Raw genomic sequence first — 25,473 nt, 5'->3', positions numbered from 1 at the left:
TTGTAAATGATTGTCTTTGGATACGATTTGTGCGGGAAAAACGCAAAAAAGGCCGGGACGCCTGTATGCGTCTCCCGGCCTTGCCGATGGGTTCTTATTCCGCCGCAGCCTGAATGTTCTTGAACTGGTTCGTGAACATCCGGTTGTAGGCGCCCTTTTCCTTGATCAACTGATCGTGGCTGCCCCGCTCCTCAATCTCACCGCGGTCGATGACCATGATCGAATCCGCGTCGCGGATTGTGTTGAGTCGGTGCGCGATGATGAACGTCGTCCGGCCCTTCATGACCTGCAGCAGCGCGTCCTGAATATGCAGCTCGGTGCGCGTGTCGATGCTGCTCGTCGCCTCGTCGAGAATAAGTATCGACGGCTCCGCCAGAATGACCCGCGCGATCGCGAGAAGCTGGCGCTGGCCTTGGCTGAGGTTGCCGCCGTTCTCCGTCAGCATCGTATCGTACCCGTTCGGCAGGCGGCGAATGAACACGTCCGCATTGGCCATCTTCGCCGCGGCGACCACTTCCCGGTCGGTCGCGTCGGAGCGGCCGTATTTGATATTCTCCTTGATCGTGCCGGAGAACAAATACGTGTCCTGCAGCACGATGCCGAACGTCCGCCGCAGGCTATCCCGCGTATACTCCTTGATGTCTCTGCCGTCGATCAGGATGCGCCCTCCGGTTACGTCGTAAAAGCGCGTCAGCAAATTGACGATCGTCGTCTTCCCCGCTCCGGTCGGCCCGACCAGCGCCGTGCTGCTGCCTTCCGTCGCTTCGAAGCTGATGTTTTTCAATATCGGCACATCCGGCGAATAGCCGAACGTGACGTTCTCGAACACGACATGGCCGCGCGGATGCTCCAGCATGACGGCACCCGGCGCATCCTTGTCTTCCTCATTCTCGTCCATGATCTCAAACACCCGCTCCGCGCCGGCGACGCCCGATTGCATGATGTTGTAGATGTTGGCCATTTCGTTGAGCGGCCGGACGAACTGTCTGGAGTAGCTCAGGAAGCTGGCGATGACGCCGATGGTAATGTCCCCGTTCACCGCCAGCACGCCGCCTACGATCGCCACGGCGGCGAAGCCGATATTGTTGATGACGCCCATGATCGGCATCAGAAAGCCGGAGAAGATTTGCGCCTTCAAGCCGACTTCATACAGCTTCGTGTTCACCTCTTCGAATTCCTCGATCGCCTTGTTCTCGTGATTGAACGCTTTGACCACGAGCAGCCCGGTAATCGTCTCCTCGGCATGCCCGTTCAGCTTGCCGAGCTGCGCCTGCTGCTCTCGGAACAACGCGCTCGTCCGCTTCGTAATGGTGCGAGCCAGCAGCATGACGAGAGGCACCGTAATCAAGCTGGCGAGCGTAAGCAGCGGGCTCAGCACAATCATCATCGTCAGCGAGCCGAGGATCGCGATGGAGCCGGTCATCAGCTGCGCGGTCGATTGCGAGATCGTGTTGCTCACGTTATCGATATCGTTGGTCAGCCGGCTCATGACTTCCCCATGCCGGCGCGTGTCGAAAAACGATAGCGGCAGCTTCTGCAGCTTGCCGAACAAGGCGCTGCGCAAATTCATCACGATGCGCTGCGACATCCCCGCCATCAGCCAGCCTTGCAAAAATGTCAGAAAGGCGTCCGATATATAAGCGGTCGTGAGCGCGATAATGGCAATCTGCAGCAGATGGAAATCGACCCGTCCTCCGGAGACCGACATCGCATCGACCGAAACCCCGATCAAGTAAGGTCCGGCCAGCGTAATGACCGAATCGATCAAAATAATAAGGAAGATGAAGGAGAGCAGCTTCTTTTCCCTGCCGAGATACTGCCACAATCTTTTCAAGGTGGCGCGGAAATTTTTCGGCTTCACGACAGGTCTGCCGCGACCGCCGCCGAATCCCCCCATCGGCCGCCCCGGACCGCCCATCATCTGCGGCATATCCTGCGGCGTTTGGCTCGGTCTTGCCGGTTCGTTAGGCTGAGACATCGGACTGCATCTCCTTTCCTACTTGCGATTGGCATATTTCCTGATAGACGCGGCACGTTCGCATCAGCGTCTCGTGCTTGCCGACGCCTACGATTTCCCCGTTATCGAGCACGATGATTTTATCCGCGTCCATGACGGACGTGATACGCTGGGCGATCAGAAGACAGGTCAAGTCGGCGGCATACGTCTTCAGCGCTTCCTTGATTCTTGACTCCGTAGCAACATCCACCGCGCTCGTACAGTCGTCGAGAATAAGAATTTCCGGCTTGCGGACGAGCGCTCGAGCGATCGATACGCGCTGCTTCTGCCCGCCCGAGAAGTTCACGCCGCCTTGTCCGAGGATGGTGTTGTAGCCATCGGCAAACGAACTGACGAAACCATGCGCCTCGGACATCTTGGCCGCCTGCTCGATTTCCGCCATCGTCGCGTCTTCCTTGCCGATCTTAATATTGTCGAGCACGGTGCCGGTGAACAGCACCGTCTGTTGCGGGACGAGCGCGATCTTCTCACGCAGCAGCTGCGGGTCGATCTCCTTGACGTCGACGCCGTTCACCTTCACCGTTCCCGCAAGCGTATCGTAGAAGCGGGGGATGAGTCCGACGAGGCTGCTCTTGCCGGAGCCGGTCGAACCGATGATGCCGACGGTTTCTCCGGCATGACAGGTGAACGAGATGTTTTTCAGCACCGGTTCGCCAGACGTGCCTTCATACGTGAAGTATACATTTTCAAAATCGATGCGACCTTTCATTTCCGGATTCGGCCGCGTGTCCGCATTCCAATTCATCGTATTCTCCTGCGCGAATACCTCGTCGATCCGTCCGGCCGAAGCTTTGGCGCGCACGAACATATTGAACACGTTGGAGATCATCATCAGCGAGAACAAAATTTGCGTCATATAGTTGATGAAAGCGATGATCGTGCCGACCTGCATCTGTCCGCCGTCCACGCGGACGCCGCCCAGCCACAGCACCGTAATGATGCCGAAGTTGACAGTCAGCATAATGGCCGGATTGAAGATCGACATGCGGCGCATCGCCCGGACCGAGCGGGCCCGGTACTCCTGGTTCGACTGCTCGAACTTGTCGACCTCGTAATCGAACCGGTTAAACGCTTTCACGACACGCACGCCGGACAAGTATTCCCGGGACAGACTGTTCACCTGGTCAAGCGCCTTCTGCACCTTGATAAAGAGCGGGAAGCCGATCTTCATGTTCAGCGCGATCAGCAGCGCGACGATGGGAACGACGACTGCGAGCACGATGGCGAGCTGGGAATTCAGGCGCGTCGCCATAATAAGCGAGCCGATGCAGATGAGCGGCGATTTGACGAAGATGCGCATCAGGCCGTTCATGAAGTTCTGCACCTGCGTCACATCGTTCGTCAGCCGGGTAACGAGCGACGCCCGTTCGAACCGGTCGATGTTATCGAACGACAGCGACTGAATTTTGCGGAACATGTCGGACCTCAGTTCCGCGCCGAACTTCTGCGAGACGCGGCTGGCCAATATATTGCGCCCACAGGCCGCGACGGCGCCGAACGCCGTAATGAGCAGCATCAAGCCGCCCATCCGCAGTACATAATCCATCCGGCTGTGCGCCACGCCGACGTCGATGATTTTGGACAAAATCGTCGGCATCGCAAGATCGCAGAGCGCTTCGAACGTCAGGCACAACACGGCGAGACAAAACATCTTCCAATATTTCGGAACATACTTTTTCAGAAAAGGCATGCAGTGATTCCTCCGCGCTTTGAGAAATGTAGGAAACCTATATAAAATAAAATACACCTATCCGGCATGATTGTCACCCTGTTATTTGCCTTTTTACAAAAATATTTTTGTGTCGCTGCTGCTGCGCCCACAGGCCCAATTTGTGCCAAAGTATTGAAATATCGAACCGTTGCACTACAATGGATACATTGCCTGTTGTTTTCCAATCCACATGAAGTAAGGAATCGAACCGATGCGAAAAAGTAAAATCGAAGAAATCGAATATTTGCGCGCCTTTGCCTTTTTGGCTGTCGTGCTGCAGCACGCCATCGCCCACTACGCCTACCTGCCCGAAACGGAGCTCGCCGACGGCGTATCGCTTGTCATCCTGCTGATCGCCTCCAAATTCGCCGTGCCCCTGTTCATTTTCATTACCGGGCTCGTGCTGTTCTACAACTACGACGGACCGTTCTCCTATGGCAGCTTTTTGAAAAAACGGTTTTACGATATCGCCGTGCCGTATTTGCTATGGAGCGTCGTTTACGGCTTGCCGCAGGTCCTTCACCAAGGCGGCGGACCGGCTGCTGTCATCGACATGCTCCGCCTGTTTCTTACCGGCAAATCATCGTATCATCTATGGTATATCGTCATGATCCTGCAATTTTACCTGCTGTTCCCGTTGTACCGTTCCGCCATCGGCTGGCTGAAGCCATGGGTCCGCACGCCGAAGCGAATCGGACTCGCCCTGCTCGCGGCTGCTGCGGTATATATGTACTTAATGAAGCTGGTCGGACCGATTTATGTAATGGCGGAGCAGTGGCGCATCCCGATCATCACACCGATGTTCACCGAATACGAGGACCGGAACGCGCTGTTCTTTTTCTTCTACTTCGTCCTTGGCGCCGTCGCCGGCTTGACGCTTCCCTATTGGCGGGAATGGCTGCTGCGGTACGACCGCGCCATACACATCGCCTTTTACGCCATGTCGGCTTATCTCGGCTATCGCTGCGTCGCCAGCTTCGAAACGTCGCCGGCCTTTGCGATCCATTACGACGACTTGTCCTTGCTTCGCCCGGTCATGGCAGGGTTCCTGATCTTATCCATTCTCGTGCTGTACCGGTTCGGCATGCGCATGGCGGCAGCGGAAGGCAGCTCGCCGGCTCACAAGCTTCTGACGGCTGTGGGGCGATACTCGTACGGCGCATATTTGGCGCACGCGCTGGCGCTGACATTCGCCACCCTGGCGGCCGATTGGATGCTGCCGGGCGTGAACGTCACGCTCCGCACCGCGCTGGCGTTCGTATTATGCGCCTTCGCCTCGGAGCTGGCTTCGTTCCTCTTGTCGAAGCTGCCGTTCGGCAAGGCGGTCACCGGGATCGGCGGAGCAAGGAAGAACCGCGTTCCCGCCACATCGGGCGGGTCGCGAAGCGCCAGCGGCTGATCGCCTGCCTTATAAAGGCAGCATGAGCATTAAGATTAAGGGCATACGGCGCAAAAAAAACAGCGGCGACTAAGAATGGAATTCCATTTCTTAGCTGACCGCTGTTTTTCTCGTTGCATCATCGCTTGGGAGCTGCTCTCCTGGCTAGCCGTGGCGCACCTTTACTTCTAATAGCCTCGTTTTGTTTCGACGAAGCGATTGGTGCGATGGTCCGGTTTCGCAGGAACGTCGCCTTTATTTTACCGCCGTAATCATGAAGCGTTTGGAATTGGTCATGATGCCCTTGCTCGTGCGATGCCGCTCAAGAAATGCTTCCAATATGGCAAAATCATGCTCCAGCTTCCCGAAGTCCGGTATGATCGGCGCGTGCTTCAAAAGAAATAATACATCCTCGTAAGTTTCGTAATATTCCGTTGCATCGTATTCAAACGATTGAATGTCGCGAAATCCGGCTTCCCGCAATTCGGCGATATATTGGTTTTGCAGCGTGCCGTCGGTATGAACCTCCCGGTTTCTGCCGAATGCCGACTTGAGATTCAGCTTATCGTCTTCACTGACTTGCTGCGTCAAGAACATACCGCCCTTGACCAGCACTCTGCATGCTTCCTTGGCGGAAAAGGGCGCGTGTCGGCATGAAACCACGTTGAATAACGACTCGGGGAAATCCAATTCGCCCGCATCCATCTGCAGCATGCGCACGTTCGATTTTCCAGAAGCAGCCCTATTCGCCTGGGCCGCTTCGATCATTCCGGGAGAGCTGTCGATGCCTATCAGCAATAACGCCGCACCGGCTAGACCCAGCAAAGCCTCCCCGCCGCCAGTACCGATATCCAGCAGCAGATCCGATGGTTTGCATCTACGCATGACTTCGCCGTAAAAATCCCATTGTTCGCCCTCGGAAATACATTTCACCTTGCTAAAATTCCAGCCGTTCATTCTCCCGATGCGATCATAAAAACACTTGAATTCGAATTCGTTCATCCTGACTCTATCCTCTCCATGAAATGATAGAAGCCAGCGGTATGGACATCGTGCAGGAATAAGCCGCTTATCGTTCGCACGTCCGTTCCTCTACTCCGCTGCCAGTGTCCCCTGGCTTCTTCCGTGACGACAAACCGTTCCTGTACTCAAGGCTTTGCTTCCTCTGGATCAAAAGGGCATAGAACCCCCTTGATAGCCGGCACGCGTTTCTCCCGGCCCGAAAGCTATATACCTCGAACGATGCGGATTGTCATCCCTTCACCCCATTTTGAAAGATATTCCCATTATAATGGTCGCACCGAACGGCTTTCAAGCGTGTTTTATGAATTGTTCCTATTGACTACGAACAAACGTTTGGTATAATAGAGCTATAGAACAAGCGTTCGCAAATTTGAGAGGGGTGTAGACGATGAAGGTGACCATTGTTAGATTTATTGAGCGTGATTATTACAAGAATGTGATGCTGACAGGCAGCGAAGCCATGCCGGACGTTCGGATTGATAAAATTCTTGATGTCGCAGGGCAAACCTGGGCAGATCTCACGTTCAAATTCAACGATAACGGATCGGTAACGATTATTGATAATCATACAGACCAGCAGGTTCCTCTCGCTCACCTGAAGGGCGTAGCTTATGACTTCTATGTGAAACAACGTATCCGGCTCATTCGGGCGAATCTGCAAGCGAAAATTTTGCAAACAGCTTAACATATACCTACTATGCGGCAATATGCAGGATCGCCTCGCAGGCGCTGCATGTTGCCGCATTTTCATGACAGCGATATCCGATCACCGTACAGCTTCCTTGTCTATAGGAACGACCCGGTCCTGGCGCCTCCCCACTTTGAGCGGCATTAAGAAAGCGTGTATGATTCTGTCTGCATCGCAAGTCATTCCAATGCGTGCGAATCCCAGGCGCGTTTCGGCGCTGCGCGGGATCGGCCGAACTCACGCCTCGCTCCCATTCTTCCAGGAGTACGTGCTGCGCATGATCACTTTCTCAGCATTCCCCGGCATGTAGGTGCGAATCACGCTCATTCTTTTCCCGCCTTTATAGTTGTACCGGCTGCCGGCTCATGGCCGCCGCCCTTCAATTCGTCGATTTATGTCGAATAATAGTAGAAAAACCTCATTTCTTTACGCCAAATTCACACGATTCATCATATAATGTAAAGTGACCGCATTTTTTGTCGAATGGACGTGATCAGTGATGTATTACTGCCTCTGTTGCGAAAGGGTGCATAAACCGACCTATCTGAAAAGCGAAGTCATCTTCACTTCGGGCTTCCGCTTCTTCAACGAATCCGTATATAACGTCGGGATATGCCAAAGCAGCGACCGACTCACTCCCATCACCCCTATAAAAAAAACGTAAAGCAAGCTTTCGCTCCGCTTGATCCGCTTCTTTCTTACGCTACGGTGCGAGAGCATATGGAAAAACCCGCCATCGCTTCAGATGACGGGTTCATTCGCATTGCGCTTTGATGATTGCTCATTTCGGCTTCGGCCTGTTGCAAAACGGGAGCTGAGCTCACGTTTGCCGCCCGGCAGCCTTTGTTCCGCCTGCGCCATGAACTACCGTGCCGGACCGCTTCCCGCAGCGCGCTGCCCTGCGGCCTCCATCTCCCGGTCCCACGCCCCGAGCAGCTCCCGAATCCGGCCTCCGGCTGCCGGAATGAAAGCGTCGACCATCGGCTGCGTAATATAGTGCGGCTCCACCTCCGGTTCTTCCCCTAACAGATCGAACCAGTGAACAGTGCGAAGCCGCCAATAATGAATTTCGCGGGCTGTCAGCAGCGGCTCCATGTCAAACGAACGGGCACCGATCAGCCCGCTCCATACGTCCCGAACCCACGGCTTCGTCCGGTAATAATGAAAGTCAATCTGATCCGTATCCCGGTAATATACGGACTTCGCTTCCTCTTTCGCCAACCCGTCAAGCGCGGTCTTGGCTTTGAAGACCGCATACACATCAAGCAGCCACAAGTAATCCGTCAGCAAGTGCGCAAAATATCCTTGCACGAACCATTTCCATTGTTCGTCCCCGCGCTGCACAATGTAATGCTCATAACGGCTGCGCATATACGCCTGCAGGTCCGGTTGGGATTCCGCGGTCAGGTGCGTCTGCCGCTTATGCTCCCTGTTCGTGCCTTTCCGCATATGAATCGCGTCCGGCGCAATACTGCCCAGCAGGAAAGCAGGCGGGACGACCCCATGCTCGAAATATTCCACCGCGACATTCAAATGGACCATAGGCAGCGGCATTGGCAACACCTCCATGCAACCATTGTTCCTTACTTTACCAGCGGATGCAATGAATTAGAACTGACGGGTTACTGATAGACGCCTAGACGCCTAAGTTTTCTTTACTTCACAATCCACTCGTTGACCGCGTACGCGATGCCGTCTTCCATCATCGGCTTCGTAACGAAGCGCGCCTTCTCCTTCAGCTCATCGCCGGCGTTGCCCATCGCGATCCCGTAGCCAACCGACTCGATCATCTCATAATCGTTCAGCCCGTCGCCGAAAGCTGCCACTTCTTCGGAGGAAATGCCCAGATGATCGAGCAGCCGCTGCAAGCCGACCGCTTTATTCATGCCGCCGGGGTTAATGTCGATCGCCCACGGCCGCCAGCGGTGCAAATAATACAAGTCCTTCCCGCCGGCCGTATAAGCCGCTTCCTCATGCTCGCCGCAAAACACAATCGCCTGATAAATATCCGGCACTTCGTCCATCGATTGAAGCAGCACCGGCTCCATGAAGCCGATCTCCTGCTGCGCCTGTGCAAAATAAGGGTTGTCCCTCCGGTTCGTATACATCAGCTCGGCGCCGTACAAGATCAGCCCGTGCCCGGAGCGCTCCGCCTCCCGCAGCCAGCCCCGCACCGTCTCCGCCGGAAACGTGCTGCCGAATACTGTCTCTCCCCGGTAGCCGACATGGCTGCCATTGCACGTGATCGCCCAGTCGATCCCGAGCTCCTCGCGCAGCGACTTCACCTCGAATTCGCTTCGTCCCGTACACAAGGCGAGGGCAACGCCGTTTTCTTTCAATTTTTGCAAAGCCGTGCGCGTGGAATCGGGCAAATAGTCCCGTTCGCGCAGCGTGCCGTCTACATCGAATGCCGCCAGTTTGATCATCTCTACACCCCATTATATGTTCTGCCCTCATTATAACAGAGGACAGCGCATTTGTGGGCACATGGCGGCATCCTTTACCGTTTCTTCCAACAACATCGCAAACCGCTGCCGGGCCGATCCAGTCCGCCGCTATCCTTCGCAGATCATGACCAGATGGCCGTCCGGGTCTTTTACTGTAAAAAACGCAAACTCACCGTGCCGTTCGATCGAACCGAAAACTTCGATCCCGTTCGCCTCCACGAAGGCGTACGCCTCATCGACGCTGCGGCAATCGAACATGAACGGAATGGTGAACGAATCGTTGTGACGATGCCGGTTATGATCGAGCAGCAGCCCAGGCCCCCGTGTAACCGGAATCGGGTAAATGGCCTCTTCCGACGTGTTCTCGTCCAAAGGCAGCGCCAGCAAGTCGGCGTACCAGGCGGCCATCGCCTTCATCTCCTTCACATCGATGAACACGCCTTTGATCCGCGCCGCCACCGGGCTTTCCGTCGCCGGAAGCTGCGGCTCTTCGCCTGCGTTCCCGTCCCAACACGCCATATGCGCATTGCCTTCCGGGTCGCGGAACGTAATGTACGCCATATGCGCGTGCCGCTCCGGCGCATGGAATACTTCGGCCTTCTCGCGCAAATAAGCGTAAGCCGCGTCAATATCGCCGGTCGGGAACATGAAGCGCGGCTTCATCTCCTCCCGCCAGTCCGGGTCCTTGCGATTGTTGACGTTCGAATCGAGGATCAAGCCCGCTCCCGGCAAATCGAACCAATACACCGGCCCGCCGTTCAGCCGGTTCTCCATGAGCGGCAAACCCAGCAGCCGGCTGTACCATTCGGCCGATCTGCGGAGATCGGCGACGTGGACGAAGACGCTGGCGACCCGGTTCTCGATCGGCGCCGGCCGTTTACTCCGGATAGGGAACCACAGCTCCATCACCGATTCGGCGTCATCGTTGCCCCTATACCGCTCGTCGTAATATTCAAACTCGGCGCCGGCGGCACGGTCGTAATCCGACCCTGGAAGCCACTTCTCCCAAAAATAATGGAAAGCCTGGGGCAGCTCGTCGATCGGTCCTTTGCGTGTAACGACGCAGTACAGTCCTCCGGGATACGATTCCGCCACCATTCCTTCCGGGACGGTGCTCGTCGCTGAGACGCCGCAGCCCGCTACATAATCGAACGGATCGCCCGGCTTCATGCCCGGCGGCATCGTCATGAGTCCGTACACGCCTCCCGTTCTGCCCGTAATTTCGCAGTAGCGCGGATTGAAGCGCTGCCACAAGCGCGTTATTTCATTTTCAGAAGGCTTGGCGTTCGAAGGCTGATAACGTATTTTCATACCAATAATGTGAAAACGGTCCTTCCACACCACTTTTGTATCCAGGATCATCTCAATGCACCTCGGTTTCCCTTATATTTCCTACAACGATAAATATACGAATATATATTCGTATTTATTTTAAAAAGTCCTTCTTTATCCGCCGCATTTTTTCTGAGAACGTCACCTCCGCCATCGCGTGATAAAACCATCGCGATCCACCTTTACATCGTAGATGCAGACCGACGGTTGAAGGCTCGGCTCTAGACAGCAGCCGACTCTCCCCCGTTCTACAGATTACAGATGATTCCCACACTCCGCTTAGCTTCGTCTCCCTGTGATATAATGAATCCAGTGACTTAGCGCAAAGGAGGAAGCCGCTTGTACACGATGAACGAATCGTTTTATGCCGATTACTTGCGCATCAAAGTTCGCTGGATTCGTGAAATGCGCAAGCCTCCTTCGTATGCCTTTGAACGGATGAATATCCCGTACACACTGTTTTGGATCGTTATGGACGGTGCGCTGACAGTGCACATTGACGGGCAGCCGTTCCACGCCGTCAAAGGCGATCTGATCATTTTCCCTCCGAACGTCACCTTCTGGCTGCCTCCGCGAGAGGGCGGGAAGGACATCCATTATTTATCGTTATGCACGGAGCTGACCATCGCTGGGCTCGATGTCGTTCATTTGTACAAGCTGCCTGTCATCTCAAGCCATCTTGCGTCGCCGTCGCTTCCGGCGCTGCTGACGGTTTGGGAACGCGCGGTAACGGTCTTCGAGCAGCTGGGCGAGCTTGTCGCCTCAAGGGCCCCTTCGCCGTCGCAACCCGGCGGACCGTCTGCGCCTACGGTGATCAGCGACACCGACGTGTCCGTACAGTTTTTCGGACTGCACGCCGAGCTGTTCCAGTGGCTTCATCGCTTTTTAATGCTGATGAGACCATATTTGCCCGCCGAGCCGCTCCAATTCGACCCCCGCGTCATGAATGCTTGCGACTACATACGGCAGCATCTCGGCCGCCCGATCGGCCTGGAGGAGCTTGCGAGGCATGTTCATTTAAGCCAAAGCCATTTCAGCCATTTATTTTACAAATCGCTAGGGCTCTCCCCCATCGACTATGTTCAAAAATCGCGCATTCAGCTGGCCAAAGAGCTGCTGATGAATTCATCCCATACCATTAAGGAGATTGCCGAGAGGACGGGTTATGCGGAGCAAAGCCAGCTGAGCCGGGCGTTCCGCAAGCAAGAAGGCATCAGTCCGCTCCGTTACCGCGAAGCTTGCCGCTCGATGCCAAAGTAGGCCGCCGGCTGCGAGCAGCACAAAGCCCCCTGCTGCCACGTTCAAACTCGGGATAGCGGGAGGCTTTCGATGCTTGCATTCGGTTTATTGCTTGACTTTCTCGGCGGCGATCGCCTGATTGAGCTGTTCTTCGGCATTTCTCAGCGCCGTGTTCACGTCGACCCCTTTTTTGACCATACTGGAAAATGCAGCGTCGACGTACGGCCCCGCAGCGACGTTCACCAGTCCCGGCGCGCGGGGCGGCGGCGGGGAAGCCAGCGCATTGTAGAAAAATGCGGACACGTTCTTCCCTTTCAGCAAAGGCTGCTCGCTGCCGAACTGCTGCTCGATCTGCTTGTTTTTCAGCGCGGGGATCCGCCCTTGCTTCGCCCATTTCAACTGGACCTCTTCCGACAGCAAATAAGACATGACCTGGAACGCCGCATCCTTATGCTTGCTCGTCTTCGCAATCGTCATATAAAACGGATTCGGCTGCGCGCCGACGCCGGGGCGGTCCGCGAAGACGGGAAACGATACCATGTCCCAATGAAGCGTGTTATTCGTCGAAGGATACTGCGTATACTTTTCGCTCGTGTGCGGGGATAACGCTACGAAGCCTTTGTCGAACGACGCCGGCTCTCCCGTGTCGGCCATCTCATTGCCCGCAATGGCATAAAACCGGCCCAGGCTGCTGAACAGCTTCTTGAAGCCGTCCGTGTTGACCGACGCCTTGTTTTCCTTCAGATCGAGGGGCGACAGAGACAGCTGGTTATTCGTCAGCAGCACGCCCATATAATACGAGCTCAGCCCGCGGTACGCCGTCCCCCCGTCGGTTCGGGTCATTTTTTGCGCGAGATCATACACTTCGTCCCAGGTCATGCCGTTCTTCGGATACGGCATACCGAACTTGTCCAATAGATCCCGATTGTAGAACATGACGAGCACATTCACTTGAAACGGGAGCCCCCATACGCCCTGCTGCGACAAGCTGTTCTTCGCCATATCGATCAGCACCGGGTCGACGGTTTGCAGCGGAAAGGCATGCTTCTTCACCAGGTCCGACAGATCATACTGTAAGTCGTACGGCTCCAGCAAATTGCGCATGGAACCGGAGCCGGTCAAAATCATATCCGGCACGTCCCCGGCGGCGACCAAATCCTGAATTTCTTTGCCCTTCTCGACCTTCAACAGCTCCAGCCGGATATGCGGAAATTTCGCTTTGACGTCGTTCCCGATCTCCGCGTTGAATTTGTTCTCGTCATTGTAGTTGCTGAGCGCAGGATACACTTTTAACGTGACGGGCTCCGGTTCGGCTGCCTGCGGTACTCCCTTAGGCGCAGCGTCGCTGCCCGGAGCGGTGCAGCCCGGAAGAACAGCCGATAAGACGAGCAGCGTAACAGCGGCAAGCGGCATGTGACTTATATTCATACTATAGCTCCTTCACTCGGTAATGGTCATGCGCCGGGGCGAGGCATTCGGTAAATCGCAAATCCGCCCCAACATTAAAGCGCTTTCAATTAGACCGATACGGCCGACCTCCGCGCCGTGCTCTCAACGCGCGCTCACACATGCGCGCGTTGAAGGCGCTGCTCTTCAGCCGTTCTCCCTTCCCATCCACGCCAGCCCCTGCTCCCAATCGGCGCCGCCTGCATTGGACTGGCGGGCTCCCGGCGTACTGCGGCCATCGCGAACATAGGCGGCCAGCAGCGCCAGCAGTTCCTCCACCACATCGGAACGGGCCGCCTGCTGATTGCTCCGCTCTCCGATGTCGTCATCCAGGTCGTAGAGCTGGATCGACGGCGCTCCCGGCGGCTCCTGCCCCGGTCGCGGATCGCTCCAGCCGCCCGAACCGGGACACAGCTCCAGCTTCCAGCTTCCTTTGCGGATCGAGAATGATCCGTTAATCGAGTGATGCACAACCGCTTCCCTCAGCGGACCGTCTAACGGATGGCCGAGCCAGAGCGGCAGATTGCTGACACTGTCCTCTCCTGCGTCATCCGGCAGACGTTCGCCGACAATGTCGGCAGCCGTCGCCAGCAGATCGGACAAGCATACGGTCTCGTGCGATACCGAGCCCGCCTGAATCCGCTCCGGCCATTGAACAAGCAGCGGCACGCGATGTCCGCCCTCATAAATATCCGCTTTCGTTCCGCGAAACCGATAGCTCGGATGATGTCCAAGCGCGGTCAGCTCGGGGAAATTCGCCTTCGGCGAGCAGCCGTTATCGCTGGTGAACATCACAATCGTCCGGTCGCTAATCCCGCATTGCTCCAATTTGGCGACCATTTGCCCCACCACATCGTCGCACATCAATACAAAATCACCGTACCGGTTCGTCCCCGATTGGCCTTCGAATGCGGCGCTCGGCAAAATCGGAGTATGCGGCGCCGGGAGCGGGAAGTAGAGGAAGAACGGCGCATCCTCCGCCGCTTCGATCGTCTCCAGCGCCTTCTGCGTGCAGCGGGGAAGCACTTCCTCGTGGCGAAAATCCGCGCCCGTCGGCCCTTCCCGCCAAAAGGCCATCTCGTCGTCGCCCCGCGTGATCCGGTTCGGCAGCGCGGTGACGCGGTCATTCTCGATGTATACGTAAGGCGGCATGTCGAGCGAAGCGCTGATACCGTAAAAATAGTCAAACCCGACGGCCGTCGGGCCGTTCTTAATCGGCTGGGTGTAATCCACGTCGCTGGCTTCCGGACCGCTGGAATGCCAATCGAAGCCCAGATGCCACTTGCCGATGCAAGCCGTGCGGTAGCCTGCTTCTTTCAGCAGCGAAGCGACCGTCATTCGCCCCGGCTCGATTAAAGGTCCGGCGTACCCGTTAAATACGCCCTTCTTGAGCGAGGAACGCCAATTATAGCGCCCGGTCAAGATGCTGTAGCGGGACGGCGTGCATACCGCGGAGCTGGAATGCGCGTCCGTGCACCGCATGCCCGCTTCCGCCATCCGGTCGAGGTGCGGCGTACGAATCCGTGACTGCGTGTTCAAGCACGACACGTCGCCATACCCCATGTCATCGGCCAAAATATAAATGATATTGGGGCGGGAGCTTGGCTCCGCCTGCATCTGTTTCATGTAAGTTTCCCCTTTCCTGCCGCTGATTTCCTTATGCTACCTGCATCTTATCATGCGGATCAGCCCGATCCTATGGCTGCCGTTTCGGTGTTTTTGACATATCTTACGATTTCGAAAATAAGGAGCCGCTGGCCATCCGTTCAAAAAATGCGAACAAACCCTCAGCAGAAGCAAGCCGCGCAGACGCCGGGGGATCGTCCGAGGATGACTCCCGCTTCGCGTTACGGCGGTATGCCAACATCCAAGCGCTTCCGGGACAGCGGCATGCTCCGTGCCCGCGCCTCTCCGTCGCGCTTGTGATGAGGCGGCATTTGCGTTAAAGTTCTTAGTACAAACGTACATGAGAAGGGGGAGCGGTGCATGTCCCTAGCAAGCGAAGACCGCAAGCGCATCATTCTCGAGCTGCTGGACACGGAAGGAAAGGTGACGACAGCCGAGCTGGTGGCGCGGCTGGACGTATCGAAGGAATCGGTGCGGAGATACTTGGACGAGCTGGAGGGCGAAGGACAGCTTCGGAAGGTGTACGGCGGCGCCGTGAAGCCCCAGAGCAGCCGCGACGAGCCGCCCCATCTGGAACGGATGGCGCTGCACCGCCTTGAGAAGGAGCGCATCGGCCGGCAAGCGGCCGGACTGGTTAAGGACGGCGAGCTGCTGTTTCTGGACGAAGGAACGACGCCGTTGTGCCTCATTCCGTATTTGCGGCAGCGCGGCCTGACGGTGCTGACCCACTCGTTCTCCGCCGCCACGCTGCTGATGGAGAGAATCAATCAGGGACGCTTCGAGGGGCGCGTCATCTTCCTCGGAGGCGAGCTGGAAGCACGGCACGCCCGCAGCTCCGGCACGTTGACGGAGGAATGGCTCGGGCGGTATTACGTCGATAAAGCGATCATCTCCGTGGACGGCCTGCATGCGGAATCCGGCATCACGTCCCTGGACGAGGGCAAGGCGGCCGTATCCCGCAAGGCGATCGCGCATGCGGACACGATTGTCGTCGTGGCCGACGCGTCCAAGCTGGAACGGCGGCACCCGTACAAAATCGGCGATCTGCGCGAGATTACGCATATCGTAAGCAATCAGGCGCCCCCGGCGGAGTGGGGGTCCGCCCTGAAGCGCCATCATGTGCATTGGCATATTGCCGCAAACGAGACGAATTAATTGAACAGCCGCTGCGGCAGCTTCGCTTCCCAGGAAGCCGGCGCGGCGAACCGCAGCGCGTGAGCGACGACGGCTGCCGTGTCCGTAATCGTCAGGCTTGATTCCAGCGTCGCTCCGGGCGCGACACCCGGTCCTGCGCAGCCCCAGAAGATCGTTTTGTCCAGCGGATGATCGCTGCCGTGCTGATCGGCGCGTTCGCCGCCTCCGCCATGATCGGAGACGACGATGATCAGGCTTTCTTCGTACATGCCACATTCCTCAAGCGCCCTCAGCACGATCCCCGTATGGTCATCCGTCTCGCGGATCGCTTCGAGCTGACCGGGCGTGTTGTATCCGAACTGGTGCCCGGCCGCGTCCGGCAAATCGAAATCGATGAACAGCAGCTTCACGTCGGAATGGCTTCGGATATAGGAGGCGACGTCCAGCGCCAGCTGCCGGTCAATCGCGGAAGCGTGCGCCACTTTACGCTGCGGGGTATCCGGCACGCCCCTCTCCTCTTCCACAGGCAGCTCTACCGTCGCTTTATGAACGCCGATCGCCGGTTCGATGATCCCGTAATTGATCGGGTCCCAGGAGCAGAACGAAGCCAGCTTCGCACCGGGATCGGCCTCTCTCGCCGCGCGGAAGATCGAAGGATACGGCGAGTCGCCGGGGAACGTCTCCCGGGCGGCGATATCGTTCGTCAAGCCATGTTTATCCGGGTCCACGCCATGCATCAGCGCCCCCCAGCACTGCGCACTGATCGTGGGCGATACGGTTTGCGCGTCGAACGCAAACGTGCCTTCCCGAATCAAGCGATCCAAGTGGGGTGTCTCGGCGCCCGTTACAAAATTCCCCGCACCATCCCAGCCGAAAATAATAACGCGTGCAATACGACTATGTTCCATACCAGCACACTCCTCTTATTTTTTCATGCAGGCTACGGATTGCCCCACAGACCGATCATGATGACGCCCGTGGTAATGACCGCCGACAGCGCGATCCGCCGCGCGCCTCCCGCTTCCTTCAGCAGCAGCACGCCAAGCATCGCCCCGAACACGGTGCTGATCTCACGAATCGGAGCCAGATGCGATAACGGCGCCATCTGGACGGCGAACAGGAACAGCAAGTACGAGCCCGGAGATAAAAACGTGCCGAGCAGGATGGTGCGCGCATTCGCCCGCCATTCTTCCTTGAGCTTGCTTCCCGCGCGGATCACCGTTGGCGTCAGCACGATGGCATAGGCGATATTGCTGACCTCGATCAGCGAAACGGGCGAAATGTAGTGCAGCACCATTTTGTCAGTCATCACGTAGCCGGTAATGCACAAGCCGACGAGCAGCGCAGGCGTGATGCCGCGCAAGGCCGCAGCCGACCGGCGCTCCTTGCCCAGAAAGCCGCCGAGGGCGAACATCCCCGCTACAATGCACCCTACGCCGACCCATCCGGCCGCCGACATCGATTCGCGGTACACCCACACGCTGAACAGCGGGACGAGCAGTGCGCCGGTGCCCCGCATGATCGGATACACCTGCGACATATCCCCGTGACTGTACACGTAAGGAAGCAGCAAAAAATACGCCATCTGAAACGCCATCGACAGCAGAATCAGCAAATATCCCTGCAGCGGGATCGAGGCTTGAGCGACTTCGATTACAAAATACGGGAGCAGCAGCACGAAGGACACAATGTGAATCGACCATAGAAACACGATTTTATTGTTGCTTGTCTTCGTGAACAAATTCCAGAATGCATGCGCCAGTCCGGAGCATAAAACAAGAATGATCGCAATAACGATGACCCTATCCCCCTGTCGGTTCTTATTCTTCTTCATCATACTCGCGGCAAGAAATTAAAGTCAATTAAAAACAACGAAAAACACGTTTGTAAAAAAAATAATTCCCGGCTCGCTGTCGAACCGGGAATGCGCTGCATTTGTATGAAGAATTCAAGAAGAAAAGACGATATAACGGCTATTCGGACCGTTTCCCCCTCACGACGTTCGGAACGGGCTGCAGCGTGCTGTCGAACTGTTCGATAAGACCGGTCAGGCGGGCGACCACATCGGGGTGGCGGTCGGCCAGATTGTAGCATTCTCCCGGATCGAGCTCCATATCGAACAGCTGCGGCATCTCCTTGCGGATGCGGCGCTGGGGTCCGCCCATGGCGACATGAAGCTTCCACTTGCCCGACCGAACGGCATTCAGGCAATCGACATAATAATAAAACAGCGCTTCGTGAGGCGAGACCCCTTCTCCCGTAAGAAGCGGGGCGATGTTTTTCCCGTCGATGCCCGCCGCCTCGTCCAGACGGCCGCCGGCAAGCTGCACCATGGTCGGCAGCAAATCCATCAGACTGGCGACCTCTCCGCACTCCGTTCCGGGCGGAATGACCCCTTTCCACTGCGCGATGAACGGCATGCGTACTCCGCCCTCGTACACGTCGATTTTGCGGCCCCGCAATCCTCCGGCGCTCCCTTCATACCAAGGCCCGTTGTCGCTGGACACCATCACCAGCGTGTCGTTCTCCAGCCCATGCTCTTGCAGCGTCTGCATGATGCGGCCGATATGGTAATCGATGCATTCGATCGTATCGCCGTAAGTCCCGCCCGCCGATTGGCCCCGAAACGCATCGGGAACGTGAAGCGGAATATGCGGCATCGTATGGGCCAAGTAGCAAAAGAACGGCTTGTCCTTGTGCTCCTCGATAAATCGAATCGCTTCATCCGTATATTTCTCGGTCAAGGCGGACTGGTCCGTATCCGTCTCGATCACCGATTCGTCGCGGTACAAATGCACCGGACTCATGTCATTGCTGTAAAGCAGCCCCAAAAAACGGTCGAAGCCATGTCTTATCGGATTATGCTCGGGCAAGCAGCCCAAATGCCATTTGCCGATGCAGATGCTGGAATAATCATGTTCCTGCAGGTACGCGGCGACCGTCTTGTCCCGCTGCGTCAGTCCCGCGGTATCGTCCGGGAACAAGACGCGGGGAATGCCTACGCGCTGCGGATACTTGCCCGTCAGCAGTCCGCAGCGGGACGGGCTGCACACCGGTGCAGCCGAATACATTTGCGTAAAACGCACGCCGTCGGCCGCAATCCGGTCCATGACAGGCGTCTTCAGCACGCGATTACCATAACAGCCCAAATCCCCGTAGCCCATGTCGTCCATGAAAATGACGATATAGTTCGGCTTCCTTTGCTGCGCCATGCGTCATCCCCTCCCTTATCCCTCACACACTAGCGGCGCTTCGTCGGCGCGGGTCCACTCCCTCCCGGCGGCCTTGTGATCCGCTATGATTTCATCTGCCTCCGCATTCGCCGCACTTGCCGTACGGGCTTCAAACGGAAGGCGCGTTTCTTATATAATCTCCAGCTCATCCCGGTGCGGGATTGGAGGATGCGGTACGTGAGGCTCGGCCTGATACCAGAACGCAACGGAAGCGATATCGTCTTGCAGCGGCAAATACCTGAGTCCCGCTTCCGTACGATTTCGCCAGCCAAGCGCCTGGATCGTCACCTTCAAGTCCTGCTCGAACCGGATCGGGTCCATAATATGCCAGCGGTACATGCCGAACCGCTGCTGGCTGCGGTACAATCCGTTCGGCTTGATCACCTGCGGAAGGCCGGAGAACGGCGCGTTGAACGCGCAGTATTCGCCTTGAGGCTGCTCGAAATTCCAAGCGCCGCCGATGTAATCCTCCGTGCCGGTTCCGCAAATGGTCGGAAATTCAGAGTCGCCGTCCATATAAAACTTAATCTCGCCTTCTCCCCACCAGCCGTTGTTGTTCACGCCCCAGGCCAAATACGTACCGACATAATGGCCATAGCCTTGAATATGATCGACGATCGTATGCACTTCTTTATACGGCAGCGGGTTGCTTCTGCGCCAGTGGGCATGAAAGTAGGCGGCATCGTCCGGCACGGTCGTCAATGCGTAATCGATCTGGTAGTACAGCACCGCCATGTCGTCTCCGACATTTTCCAAGGTGATTCTGGCCGATTTGCGGAACGGCATCTCCCAGTAGCAGTTAAAGCCCCCTGCGGGATTGACGGCAACGGGCAGCGACTGGACGTTGCAGCGCTCGTTCCAGCCGCAGCAGAAGAAGTCTCCGTAAGGCGTCTGCACGGAAGGCTCCTCTTCCCCGTCCCAATAAATGCGCAGAATCAAATTGCGCCAATGCTTCGGGTGGGTTGTCATCCACATATGCTGAATGACGCCGGGGCCTTCGATTTCCGCAAGCGTGGCGGTCGTATGTCCGAGCAGTTGGATCGAAGGGGAGATTTTCCACCCTTGGCCCAGATCGCCGGCGCGATCCTTGCCCGTTCCTTCCGTCGCCATCCCGCCTTTCCCTTTCTCGCCGGTGAAATTTTCCGGGCTGATCGACCGCGTTCTGGCATGGGATAATCGCGATAAATTGCCTAATCCGAGTCCAAGTCCGTTAAACGTGTACATAATCCATGACCTCCGTTAAATGGGTTATGATTTCATCCCTGAAGCGGGCAGCAATGCTGCAATGGGACGGATAGCAAGATCGCGCCGAAGGGCGCGGCGAATTTATTGATGTTGATGTATTGCCGTTCTCCTGACTCTTGTTGCGCCGTGTCCACACTGCCTTAGGCGATCGGCAAAGCTGCTGTCTTACCGCGACTTTATCGTTAAAGTTTACATACTCTCCTATCTCATCCCATAACTAAATGTACGGCTTCTCAGATCATTCGCTACCGTTCGCCTCCTGACTGTAAATTCACTTTATCGTTAAAGTCATCTTACCGTATGCTTTTCCGAAATGCAAGCCATATCGTTGAAAAAGCATGACGTTCCCCGCGCAAACCAACGCGCTGCAAAGGGCGGCTCCATTTGCAATATAAAAAAATAGTTACTATAATACCTTTAACGTTAAACAAAGCACAAGGAGCTATTCATGAAACGAAGGGTCAAACTCGAAGATATCGCCAAAGTGGTCGGCGTATCCAAAATGGCCGTCTCCCTCGCGATGCGCGGCGACCGGTCCATAAGCCGGGAAACGGCGGAAAAGGTGAAGGCGGTAGCCAAGGAAATGGGTTACGTGCCCAACCGTATGGCCCAAAGCCTGGTCAAAGGAAAATCGAATACGATCGCGCTGCTGATCTCCGCCCCTCTCCATGACGATTACCAGAATCAGATCATCCGGGGTGCGGTGTCCTATGGGATGAAGCGGGGCTATACCCTCTTCGTCGCTCCGGTTCGCGCAGAGCTCGAGTCCTCGTATATCGAAAAGTATAAAAACATGATGGTGGACGGCTTTCTCGCCTTCCCTTCCGCGAAGAGCGACAACTACCGCGCCATGAAGCAGGACGGGATTCCGTTCGTCTTCTATACCAAATATATTCAAGATTTGGAATGCGATTACGTCGTCTGCGACGATTTCAAGGGCGGCTACATGATGACCCGCCATTTGATCGAGGCTGGGCATACGAGAATCGGCTTCGTTTACGATGCGAGGCTCAAACAATCCTCGGAGGTGCTGGAACGGATTCGCGGTTACCGCCAGGCGCTGCAGGACAACGGGCTTGCTTATGCGGACGACAGCCTGATTCCGTTCGAGCTGCACTACCACGAAGCGGATATGAGCACGGGAGCCTTGCTGCACAAAAATCCGGAATTCGCAGCCTGTCTGAAATCGGATAACCGGCCAAGCGCGTTATTCGTCTGTAACGACATTACCGCCTCTTCCGTCTATATCGCGATCAAACAGCTCGGACTGAGCATTCCGCAAGACGTTGCGGTCGGCGGCTACGAAGGCGTCTATTTGGGTTCCATCATGGACCCCGAATTGACGACGGTCGCAACACCAATCGCCGAGCTTGGAGCGAAGGCATGCCAGCTTCTAATCGATAAAATCGAAGGCGTCGTTTCTCCAAACGAGACGGTTCACGTGAGAATCGAGCCGAAACTGCTTGTCCGCGGTTCGACATCGGCAAAGCGGAATCGCCCGGATAATGCCTCGCAGGCATAACGCTGACGTCTGGCTTCGCTTCGGAATGCAAAGAAAAAAAAGTCGTGCCGCTATGGCACGACTTTGCTATTTTTACAGGTCGTTTAGACGTTATGGCCGTTACAGCCGGCGCAGCTTCGTGATCCGCCCGTCGGAAATCCACTCCGCTACGTATACATCCCCAACAGAATCTACGCAAACCGCATGTGGCGAACTGAAACGGTTCGCGCGATAGTATGCCTTGGGCAAATTGGGCCAGCCCGGCTGTTTGTACGCCAACAGATCCTCGCCGAGATGCGCGACAAGCGTGTCGTCCTTGGCGTCGAATACGGTCACCCGGCTGTGAAGGTCCGGGAACAGCATCAGCCCGCCGTGAAAATAAAAGGAACATGGCATATCCATGTCGTTATCGATAAATTGCTTATGCTCGCCTGTTAACGTAAATACTTGAATGCGATGATTTCCCCGATCGGCGACGTACAGCTCCGGCTCGCCGTCCGTGAGCTTGACGGAAATGCCGTGCGGACTTTTCAATTGTCCAGGCGCTCTCCCCGTCCCGCCCCAGGATCGGATTCGCTCACCCTCGGCATTATATTGATGAATCCAGTGCTGACCATAGCCGTCTGTCACATAAATATCGCCGTTGGGCGCGACAGCGACATCGGTCGGCTTGTACGGTTTCTCGCCGGAATAGACTTCGGGCAAATCCGGTGGATCCAGACGAAGAACGACTTCGCCGTCCAGCGTTGCTTTCACGACCGTGCCCAGTCCGCAGTCGGTCATATACACATATTCGCCTGTCTGCTCTTTTTGGAGATAGAAGCCGTGGGCATTGTCGCCAATGCCCTCTACGGACCAAGACCGAATCCACTCGCCGGAGCGGGTGAACACCGCCACATTTGGCTTGCCGGTATGAAGAACGTATACGTTGTCTGCGGAATCGGTAACGATGCCGTGCGTATACCCGAACGCCTGACCTTCCGGAAGCTGCCCCCACCCCGCTACTACTTCTGTTCTAAACATGCGATTGCCTGTTTGCATTCGTGATCTCCCTATTGGACCGTTTCGCTCAATTCGCGGGACGCAGGACGATGTGCTGCTTCCCTCTGCCGAGCGGCACAGTCGCTTCTTGATACGATACGATGAACGCTCTTCTTACTTGATCCGTTTCATTGCCCTTTGAGGAGTGCCAAGTCAACGCGTTAAACAGCAGAATCGAGCCGGCCTTCATCGGAACGGGCTTAGCTTGCGACAGATCGACCTGCTCCTCGACCAGCGCCTTGCGGCAAGTGCCGTCGGATTTGGTGGTATATGGCTGCAACCCCTGCCTGTGACTTCCGGAAACGATCCATAGACAGCCGTTCCGCTCGTCGGTGTCCTGCAGCGGAACCCAGATCGACATCCGAGTGTTGCTGTCCACCACTTCCGTATAGTAGGCGTCGTCCTGATGCCAGTGGCAGACGGATGGGCTGTGCGGCTGCTTCGTCAACAGCTTGGAGGAGAAGATCGCGATGCCCGGCTTGACAATATCCTCGAGCAAGTTCAGAATACGATCGTCATGGGCGAATTGCTTCGTCTTGTCCGTCAGCATCGCCAGCTGATACGTAAATCCCTCGTGCTCTCCCGTCGCTTGGGTGGGCTTCTCACAGCGGTCAAGCTCTTGATTGATCTCGCTTAATTCGTCCACCGCAAAAAAATTATCAACCACCACATACCCATGCTCATCGTAATGCCTGTGCTCTTCCGCGGTCAGCTTTCTCACTTGAATCACTCCTTAAGTAATGGCTTAACTGCATTGTAGCACTTGATTTTTCGATACCGCCATGGAGAAACCCGATATGTAATCTGGACAAATCGGATATGACCGTATGCGCGGCGAACGGGCGGTGAGACTACCGGCAACGTCCGGGCCATACGGGCAATGGGAAAAAACGCATCGCACAAAACCGCAGCGCTGCTGGATACGGTCATGCCGATGCGTTTTATTGTCCAGTGCCTGGCGTCTGCTCTCAGCTAGGGTCCTCGCAGACAGGGAGCGCACCCTCGCCTCACTAGATCGGCGTCAGTGTACCTGCGGCTCGCAGGACGCTCTGATCTCTTCGCGAAGCAAATGATCCCTTCGTGTGGGCGCGCTATCCCGCAGATCGTCCATCATGCGGGCATGCAGCATCAGCTCGAACAATGCTCGCCGCGCATCGGCGGCGTCCCGGTCATCGTACAGATTGCGCAGCTCGGCGGGGTCTTCGGCGAGATGGTACAGCTCTCCGTCCTTAAAGTGCGGATGATACCACAGCTTTCGGTCCTCGGTCCGTATTCCCATCGCGCCGCCCAGACCGAACAACGTGACGTATTCCCTGACCGGCTTCCCCTGCGCAATGGAAGGCATCAAGGAATGGCCCGGCAGCGAAAGATCCGGAGACACGCCCAGCACGTCGAACAGCGTCGGTGCAAAATCGAGACTTGATGCTAACGCGTCTACCCGTTCTCCCGCTTTATACCCGTCCGGAAACCGGATCATGAACGGAATCCGGATCTCGGATTCATAAGAAGTCGCCGCTTTATTGAACAGTCCGTGCTCGCCAAGCAGCTCGCCGTGATCGGAGGTGTACACGATCAGCGTACGCTCCAGCAAGTTTTGCTTCCGGAGCGTTTCCATGAGCTGCCCCAGGCAGTCATCCACCATCTTCAGCGCGCAATGATGACCTGCAATTCCTTTTCTGACCATACCGTCCGTAATGTCGCCATGCATCTTTCGAAACAGATCGACGCGTTTACGGTATGCCTCGGACTTCGTTTCATATTCGTCGGCCGACCGGTATGCAGGCAGCGGAACATCCTCCAGCTTGCAGTAATCGAGATAAGCCTCAGGCATCACATAAGGCTCGTGGGGAGCGTGAAACCCGATGAACATCGCGAATGGCTTGCTGTCATTCAGCCGTTCGATTGCCGCACAAGCGCGCCGGGTCATATGTATATCGAAAAAGTACGGCTCCGGCTCGCGCGTCGGGGCCGGTTCGAAATGATTCCAGTCGGCACGGTCGCCGAACGATTCCCCCGGAGGAATCTGGATGTGGAAGCTTCCCGCATGAATCATGTGCGTTTTTCCTACGGAAACGCATCTGTATCCATACTCCCGCAGCGCCTGCATCCAGGTCGCGTCCCCCTCCTTGCTGAACTTACCATTTCCATTCACCCCCAGCTGCCACGGCTGCCTCCCCGTCAGAAAGGTATGCCGGGACGGCACGCACGGAGAAGCCGCTGTAAAAAAACGGTCAAACGAAACCGATTCGCTCCGCAAACGCTCCATATTCGGATAGTCGGCGCAAGGATGCCGGTCCGGTCCGATCGAATCGGCACGCTGCTGGTCGGTCATGATGAAAACTACGTTCAAATGCTGGCTCATACGAATCCCTCCGCTTGTTTCATTCCACTTTATCGGTAAAGTAGATTACA

The 25,473-nt window shown here is 56.3% G+C and carries 20 protein-coding genes; 5 read left to right on the top strand and 15 right to left on the bottom strand.

Features of this window, described 5'->3' with window-relative positions; all coding sequences use genetic code 11:
* Window positions 1–94: 94 nt before the first annotated feature.
* Complete coding sequence (locus KXG62_RS09250; protein ID WP_218091826.1) at window positions 95–1,930, bottom strand: ABC transporter ATP-binding protein; 1,836 nt, start codon at window positions 1,928–1,930, stop codon at window positions 95–97.
* 34 nt (window positions 1,931–1,964) lie between these two features.
* Complete coding sequence (locus KXG62_RS09245) at window positions 1,965–3,707, bottom strand: ABC transporter ATP-binding protein (RefSeq protein WP_218091662.1); 1,743 nt, start codon at window positions 3,705–3,707, stop codon at window positions 1,965–1,967.
* Between the two features lie 232 nt (window positions 3,708–3,939).
* Here KXG62_RS09245 and KXG62_RS09240 point away from each other — a divergent pair, with 232 nt between their 5' ends.
* Entirely contained in the window at window positions 3,940–5,127 is a 1,188-nt protein-coding gene (locus KXG62_RS09240) for an acyltransferase (protein WP_218091661.1), read from the top strand.
* A gap of 234 nt (window positions 5,128–5,361) precedes the next feature.
* On the opposite strand, the gene KXG62_RS09235 is transcribed toward KXG62_RS09240, so the two are convergent.
* Entirely contained in the window at window positions 5,362–6,108 is a 747-nt protein-coding gene (locus KXG62_RS09235) for a class I SAM-dependent methyltransferase (RefSeq protein WP_218091660.1), read from the bottom strand.
* A gap of 409 nt (window positions 6,109–6,517) precedes the next feature.
* Between KXG62_RS09235 and KXG62_RS09230 the strand changes: the two genes are divergently transcribed.
* Entirely contained in the window at window positions 6,518–6,814 is a 297-nt protein-coding gene (locus tag KXG62_RS09230) for a hypothetical protein (RefSeq protein WP_218091659.1), read from the top strand.
* Window positions 6,815–7,681: 867 nt separating this feature from the next.
* On the opposite strand, the gene KXG62_RS09220 is transcribed toward KXG62_RS09230, so the two are convergent.
* The 3 genes from KXG62_RS09220 to KXG62_RS09210 all read right to left on the bottom strand — a co-directional run bounded on the left by KXG62_RS09220 (window position 7,682) and on the right by KXG62_RS09210 (window position 10,626).
* Window positions 7,682–8,371 (bottom strand): hypothetical protein, encoded by a 690-nt coding sequence (locus KXG62_RS09220; RefSeq protein WP_218091657.1) that lies wholly within the window; start codon window positions 8,369–8,371, stop codon window positions 7,682–7,684.
* 101 nt (window positions 8,372–8,472) lie between these two features.
* Window positions 8,473–9,243, bottom strand: a complete 771-nt coding sequence (locus KXG62_RS09215; RefSeq protein WP_218091656.1) for a Cof-type HAD-IIB family hydrolase — start codon at window positions 9,241–9,243, stop codon at window positions 8,473–8,475.
* Between the two features lie 129 nt (window positions 9,244–9,372).
* Window positions 9,373–10,626 (bottom strand): effector binding domain-containing protein, encoded by a 1,254-nt coding sequence (locus KXG62_RS09210; RefSeq protein WP_218091655.1) that lies wholly within the window; start codon window positions 10,624–10,626, stop codon window positions 9,373–9,375.
* A gap of 318 nt (window positions 10,627–10,944) precedes the next feature.
* On the opposite strand from KXG62_RS09210, the gene KXG62_RS09205 reads away from it, so the two are divergent.
* The gene (locus tag KXG62_RS09205) at window positions 10,945–11,856 is read left to right on the top strand and encodes an AraC family transcriptional regulator (RefSeq protein ID WP_246627376.1); all 912 of its coding nucleotides are present in this window, start codon (window positions 10,945–10,947) and stop codon (window positions 11,854–11,856) included.
* An 84-nt stretch (window positions 11,857–11,940) separates the two neighbouring features.
* Here the strand turns inward: KXG62_RS09205 and KXG62_RS09200 are convergent, their stop codons facing one another.
* Complete coding sequence (locus tag KXG62_RS09200; protein WP_218091653.1) at window positions 11,941–13,263, bottom strand: ABC transporter substrate-binding protein; 1,323 nt, start codon at window positions 13,261–13,263, stop codon at window positions 11,941–11,943.
* 165 nt (window positions 13,264–13,428) lie between these two features.
* Entirely contained in the window at window positions 13,429–14,907 is a 1,479-nt protein-coding gene (locus tag KXG62_RS09195; protein WP_218091652.1) for a sulfatase family protein, read from the bottom strand.
* Between the two features lie 360 nt (window positions 14,908–15,267).
* Here KXG62_RS09195 and KXG62_RS09190 point away from each other — a divergent pair, with 360 nt between their 5' ends.
* Window positions 15,268–16,062, top strand: coding sequence for a DeoR/GlpR family DNA-binding transcription regulator (locus KXG62_RS09190; RefSeq protein ID WP_218091651.1), 795 nt, complete (start codon window positions 15,268–15,270; stop codon window positions 16,060–16,062).
* Here KXG62_RS09190 and KXG62_RS09185 read toward each other — a convergent pair.
* From KXG62_RS09185 to KXG62_RS09170, 4 genes are all read right to left on the bottom strand, one after another.
* Window positions 16,059–16,949 carry an alkaline phosphatase family protein gene (locus KXG62_RS09185; protein WP_218091650.1) on the bottom strand — a complete coding sequence of 297 codons (891 nt, stop codon included), beginning with the start codon at window positions 16,947–16,949 and terminating at the stop codon, window positions 16,059–16,061. The two genes, KXG62_RS09190 and KXG62_RS09185, sit on opposite strands and share 4 nt — an antisense overlap.
* A 32-nt stretch (window positions 16,950–16,981) precedes the next feature.
* Window positions 16,982–17,878: an EamA family transporter gene (locus KXG62_RS09180; protein WP_246627368.1), complete on the bottom strand. Its 897-nt coding sequence runs from the start codon at window positions 17,876–17,878 to the stop codon at window positions 16,982–16,984.
* Between the two features lie 136 nt (window positions 17,879–18,014).
* Window positions 18,015–19,253 carry a sulfatase family protein gene (locus KXG62_RS09175; protein ID WP_218091649.1) on the bottom strand — a complete coding sequence of 413 codons (1,239 nt, stop codon included), beginning with the start codon at window positions 19,251–19,253 and terminating at the stop codon, window positions 18,015–18,017.
* Window positions 19,254–19,403: 150 nt separating this feature from the next.
* Window positions 19,404–20,498, bottom strand: coding sequence for a glycoside hydrolase family 172 protein (locus KXG62_RS09170; protein ID WP_218091648.1), 1,095 nt, complete (start codon window positions 20,496–20,498; stop codon window positions 19,404–19,406).
* A gap of 469 nt (window positions 20,499–20,967) precedes the next feature.
* On the opposite strand from KXG62_RS09170, the gene KXG62_RS09165 reads away from it, so the two are divergent.
* Complete coding sequence (locus KXG62_RS09165) at window positions 20,968–22,041, top strand: LacI family DNA-binding transcriptional regulator (RefSeq protein WP_218091647.1); 1,074 nt, start codon at window positions 20,968–20,970, stop codon at window positions 22,039–22,041.
* Between the two features lie 99 nt (window positions 22,042–22,140).
* Here KXG62_RS09165 and KXG62_RS09160 read toward each other — a convergent pair whose 3' ends face one another.
* The 3 genes from KXG62_RS09160 to KXG62_RS09150 form a co-directional block, all read right to left on the bottom strand.
* A complete protein-coding gene (locus tag KXG62_RS09160) occupies window positions 22,141–23,043 on the bottom strand; it encodes an NHL repeat-containing protein (RefSeq protein ID WP_218091646.1) in 903 nt (300 codons plus the stop codon).
* Window positions 23,044–23,089: 46 nt separating this feature from the next.
* On the bottom strand, window positions 23,090–23,782 hold the full coding sequence (locus tag KXG62_RS09155; RefSeq protein ID WP_218091645.1) for a phytanoyl-CoA dioxygenase family protein: 693 nt from the start codon (window positions 23,780–23,782) through the stop codon (window positions 23,090–23,092).
* Window positions 23,783–24,082: 300 nt separating this feature from the next.
* Window positions 24,083–25,423 carry a sulfatase family protein gene (locus KXG62_RS09150; protein WP_218091644.1) on the bottom strand — a complete coding sequence of 447 codons (1,341 nt, stop codon included), beginning with the start codon at window positions 25,421–25,423 and terminating at the stop codon, window positions 24,083–24,085.
* Window positions 25,424–25,473 lie beyond the last annotated feature (50 nt).

This window comes from Paenibacillus solanacearum (assembly GCF_910593845.1).
GTDB classification, from domain to species: Bacteria; Bacillota; Bacilli; order Paenibacillales; family NBRC-103111; genus Paenibacillus_G; species Paenibacillus_G solanacearum.
The sequence above is the reverse complement of the archived record's forward strand: the minus strand, read 5'-3'. Positions and strand labels throughout refer to the sequence as shown.

Bases quoted from the DNA above. Each gene is read 5' to 3' on its own strand.
- KXG62_RS09165 (WP_218091647.1), top strand. From the start codon at position 20,968: ATGAAACGAAGGGTCAAACTCGAAGATATCGCCAAAGTGGTCGGCGTA.
- KXG62_RS09185 (WP_218091650.1), bottom strand. From the start codon at position 16,949: ATGGAACATAGTCGTATTGCACGCGTTATTATTTTCGGCTGGGATGGT.
- KXG62_RS09230 (WP_218091659.1), top strand. From the start codon at position 6,518: ATGAAGGTGACCATTGTTAGATTTATTGAGCGTGATTATTACAAGAAT.
- KXG62_RS09205 (WP_246627376.1), top strand. From the start codon at position 10,945: ATGAACGAATCGTTTTATGCCGATTACTTGCGCATCAAAGTTCGCTGG.
- KXG62_RS09190 (WP_218091651.1), top strand. From the start codon at position 15,268: ATGTCCCTAGCAAGCGAAGACCGCAAGCGCATCATTCTCGAGCTGCTG.
- KXG62_RS09210 (WP_218091655.1), bottom strand. From the start codon at position 10,626: ATGATCCTGGATACAAAAGTGGTGTGGAAGGACCGTTTTCACATTATT.
- KXG62_RS09250 (WP_218091826.1), bottom strand. From the start codon at position 1,930: ATGCCGCAGATGATGGGCGGTCCGGGGCGGCCGATGGGGGGATTCGGC.
- KXG62_RS09235 (WP_218091660.1), bottom strand. From the start codon at position 6,108: ATGAACGAATTCGAATTCAAGTGTTTTTATGATCGCATCGGGAGAATG.
- KXG62_RS09160 (WP_218091646.1), bottom strand. From the start codon at position 23,043: ATGTTTAGAACAGAAGTAGTAGCGGGGTGGGGGCAGCTTCCGGAAGGT.
- KXG62_RS09200 (WP_218091653.1), bottom strand. From the start codon at position 13,263: ATGAATATAAGTCACATGCCGCTTGCCGCTGTTACGCTGCTCGTCTTA.
- KXG62_RS09245 (WP_218091662.1), bottom strand. From the start codon at position 3,707: ATGCCTTTTCTGAAAAAGTATGTTCCGAAATATTGGAAGATGTTTTGT.
- KXG62_RS09195 (WP_218091652.1), bottom strand. From the start codon at position 14,907: ATGAAACAGATGCAGGCGGAGCCAAGCTCCCGCCCCAATATCATTTAT.
- KXG62_RS09240 (WP_218091661.1), top strand. From the start codon at position 3,940: ATGCGAAAAAGTAAAATCGAAGAAATCGAATATTTGCGCGCCTTTGCC.
- KXG62_RS09220 (WP_218091657.1), bottom strand. From the start codon at position 8,371: ATGCCGCTGCCTATGGTCCATTTGAATGTCGCGGTGGAATATTTCGAG.
- KXG62_RS09150 (WP_218091644.1), bottom strand. From the start codon at position 25,423: ATGAGCCAGCATTTGAACGTAGTTTTCATCATGACCGACCAGCAGCGT.
- KXG62_RS09180 (WP_246627368.1), bottom strand. From the start codon at position 17,878: ATGATGAAGAAGAATAAGAACCGACAGGGGGATAGGGTCATCGTTATT.
- KXG62_RS09175 (WP_218091649.1), bottom strand. From the start codon at position 19,253: ATGGCGCAGCAAAGGAAGCCGAACTATATCGTCATTTTCATGGACGAC.
- KXG62_RS09215 (WP_218091656.1), bottom strand. From the start codon at position 9,243: ATGATCAAACTGGCGGCATTCGATGTAGACGGCACGCTGCGCGAACGG.
- KXG62_RS09170 (WP_218091648.1), bottom strand. From the start codon at position 20,498: ATGTACACGTTTAACGGACTTGGACTCGGATTAGGCAATTTATCGCGA.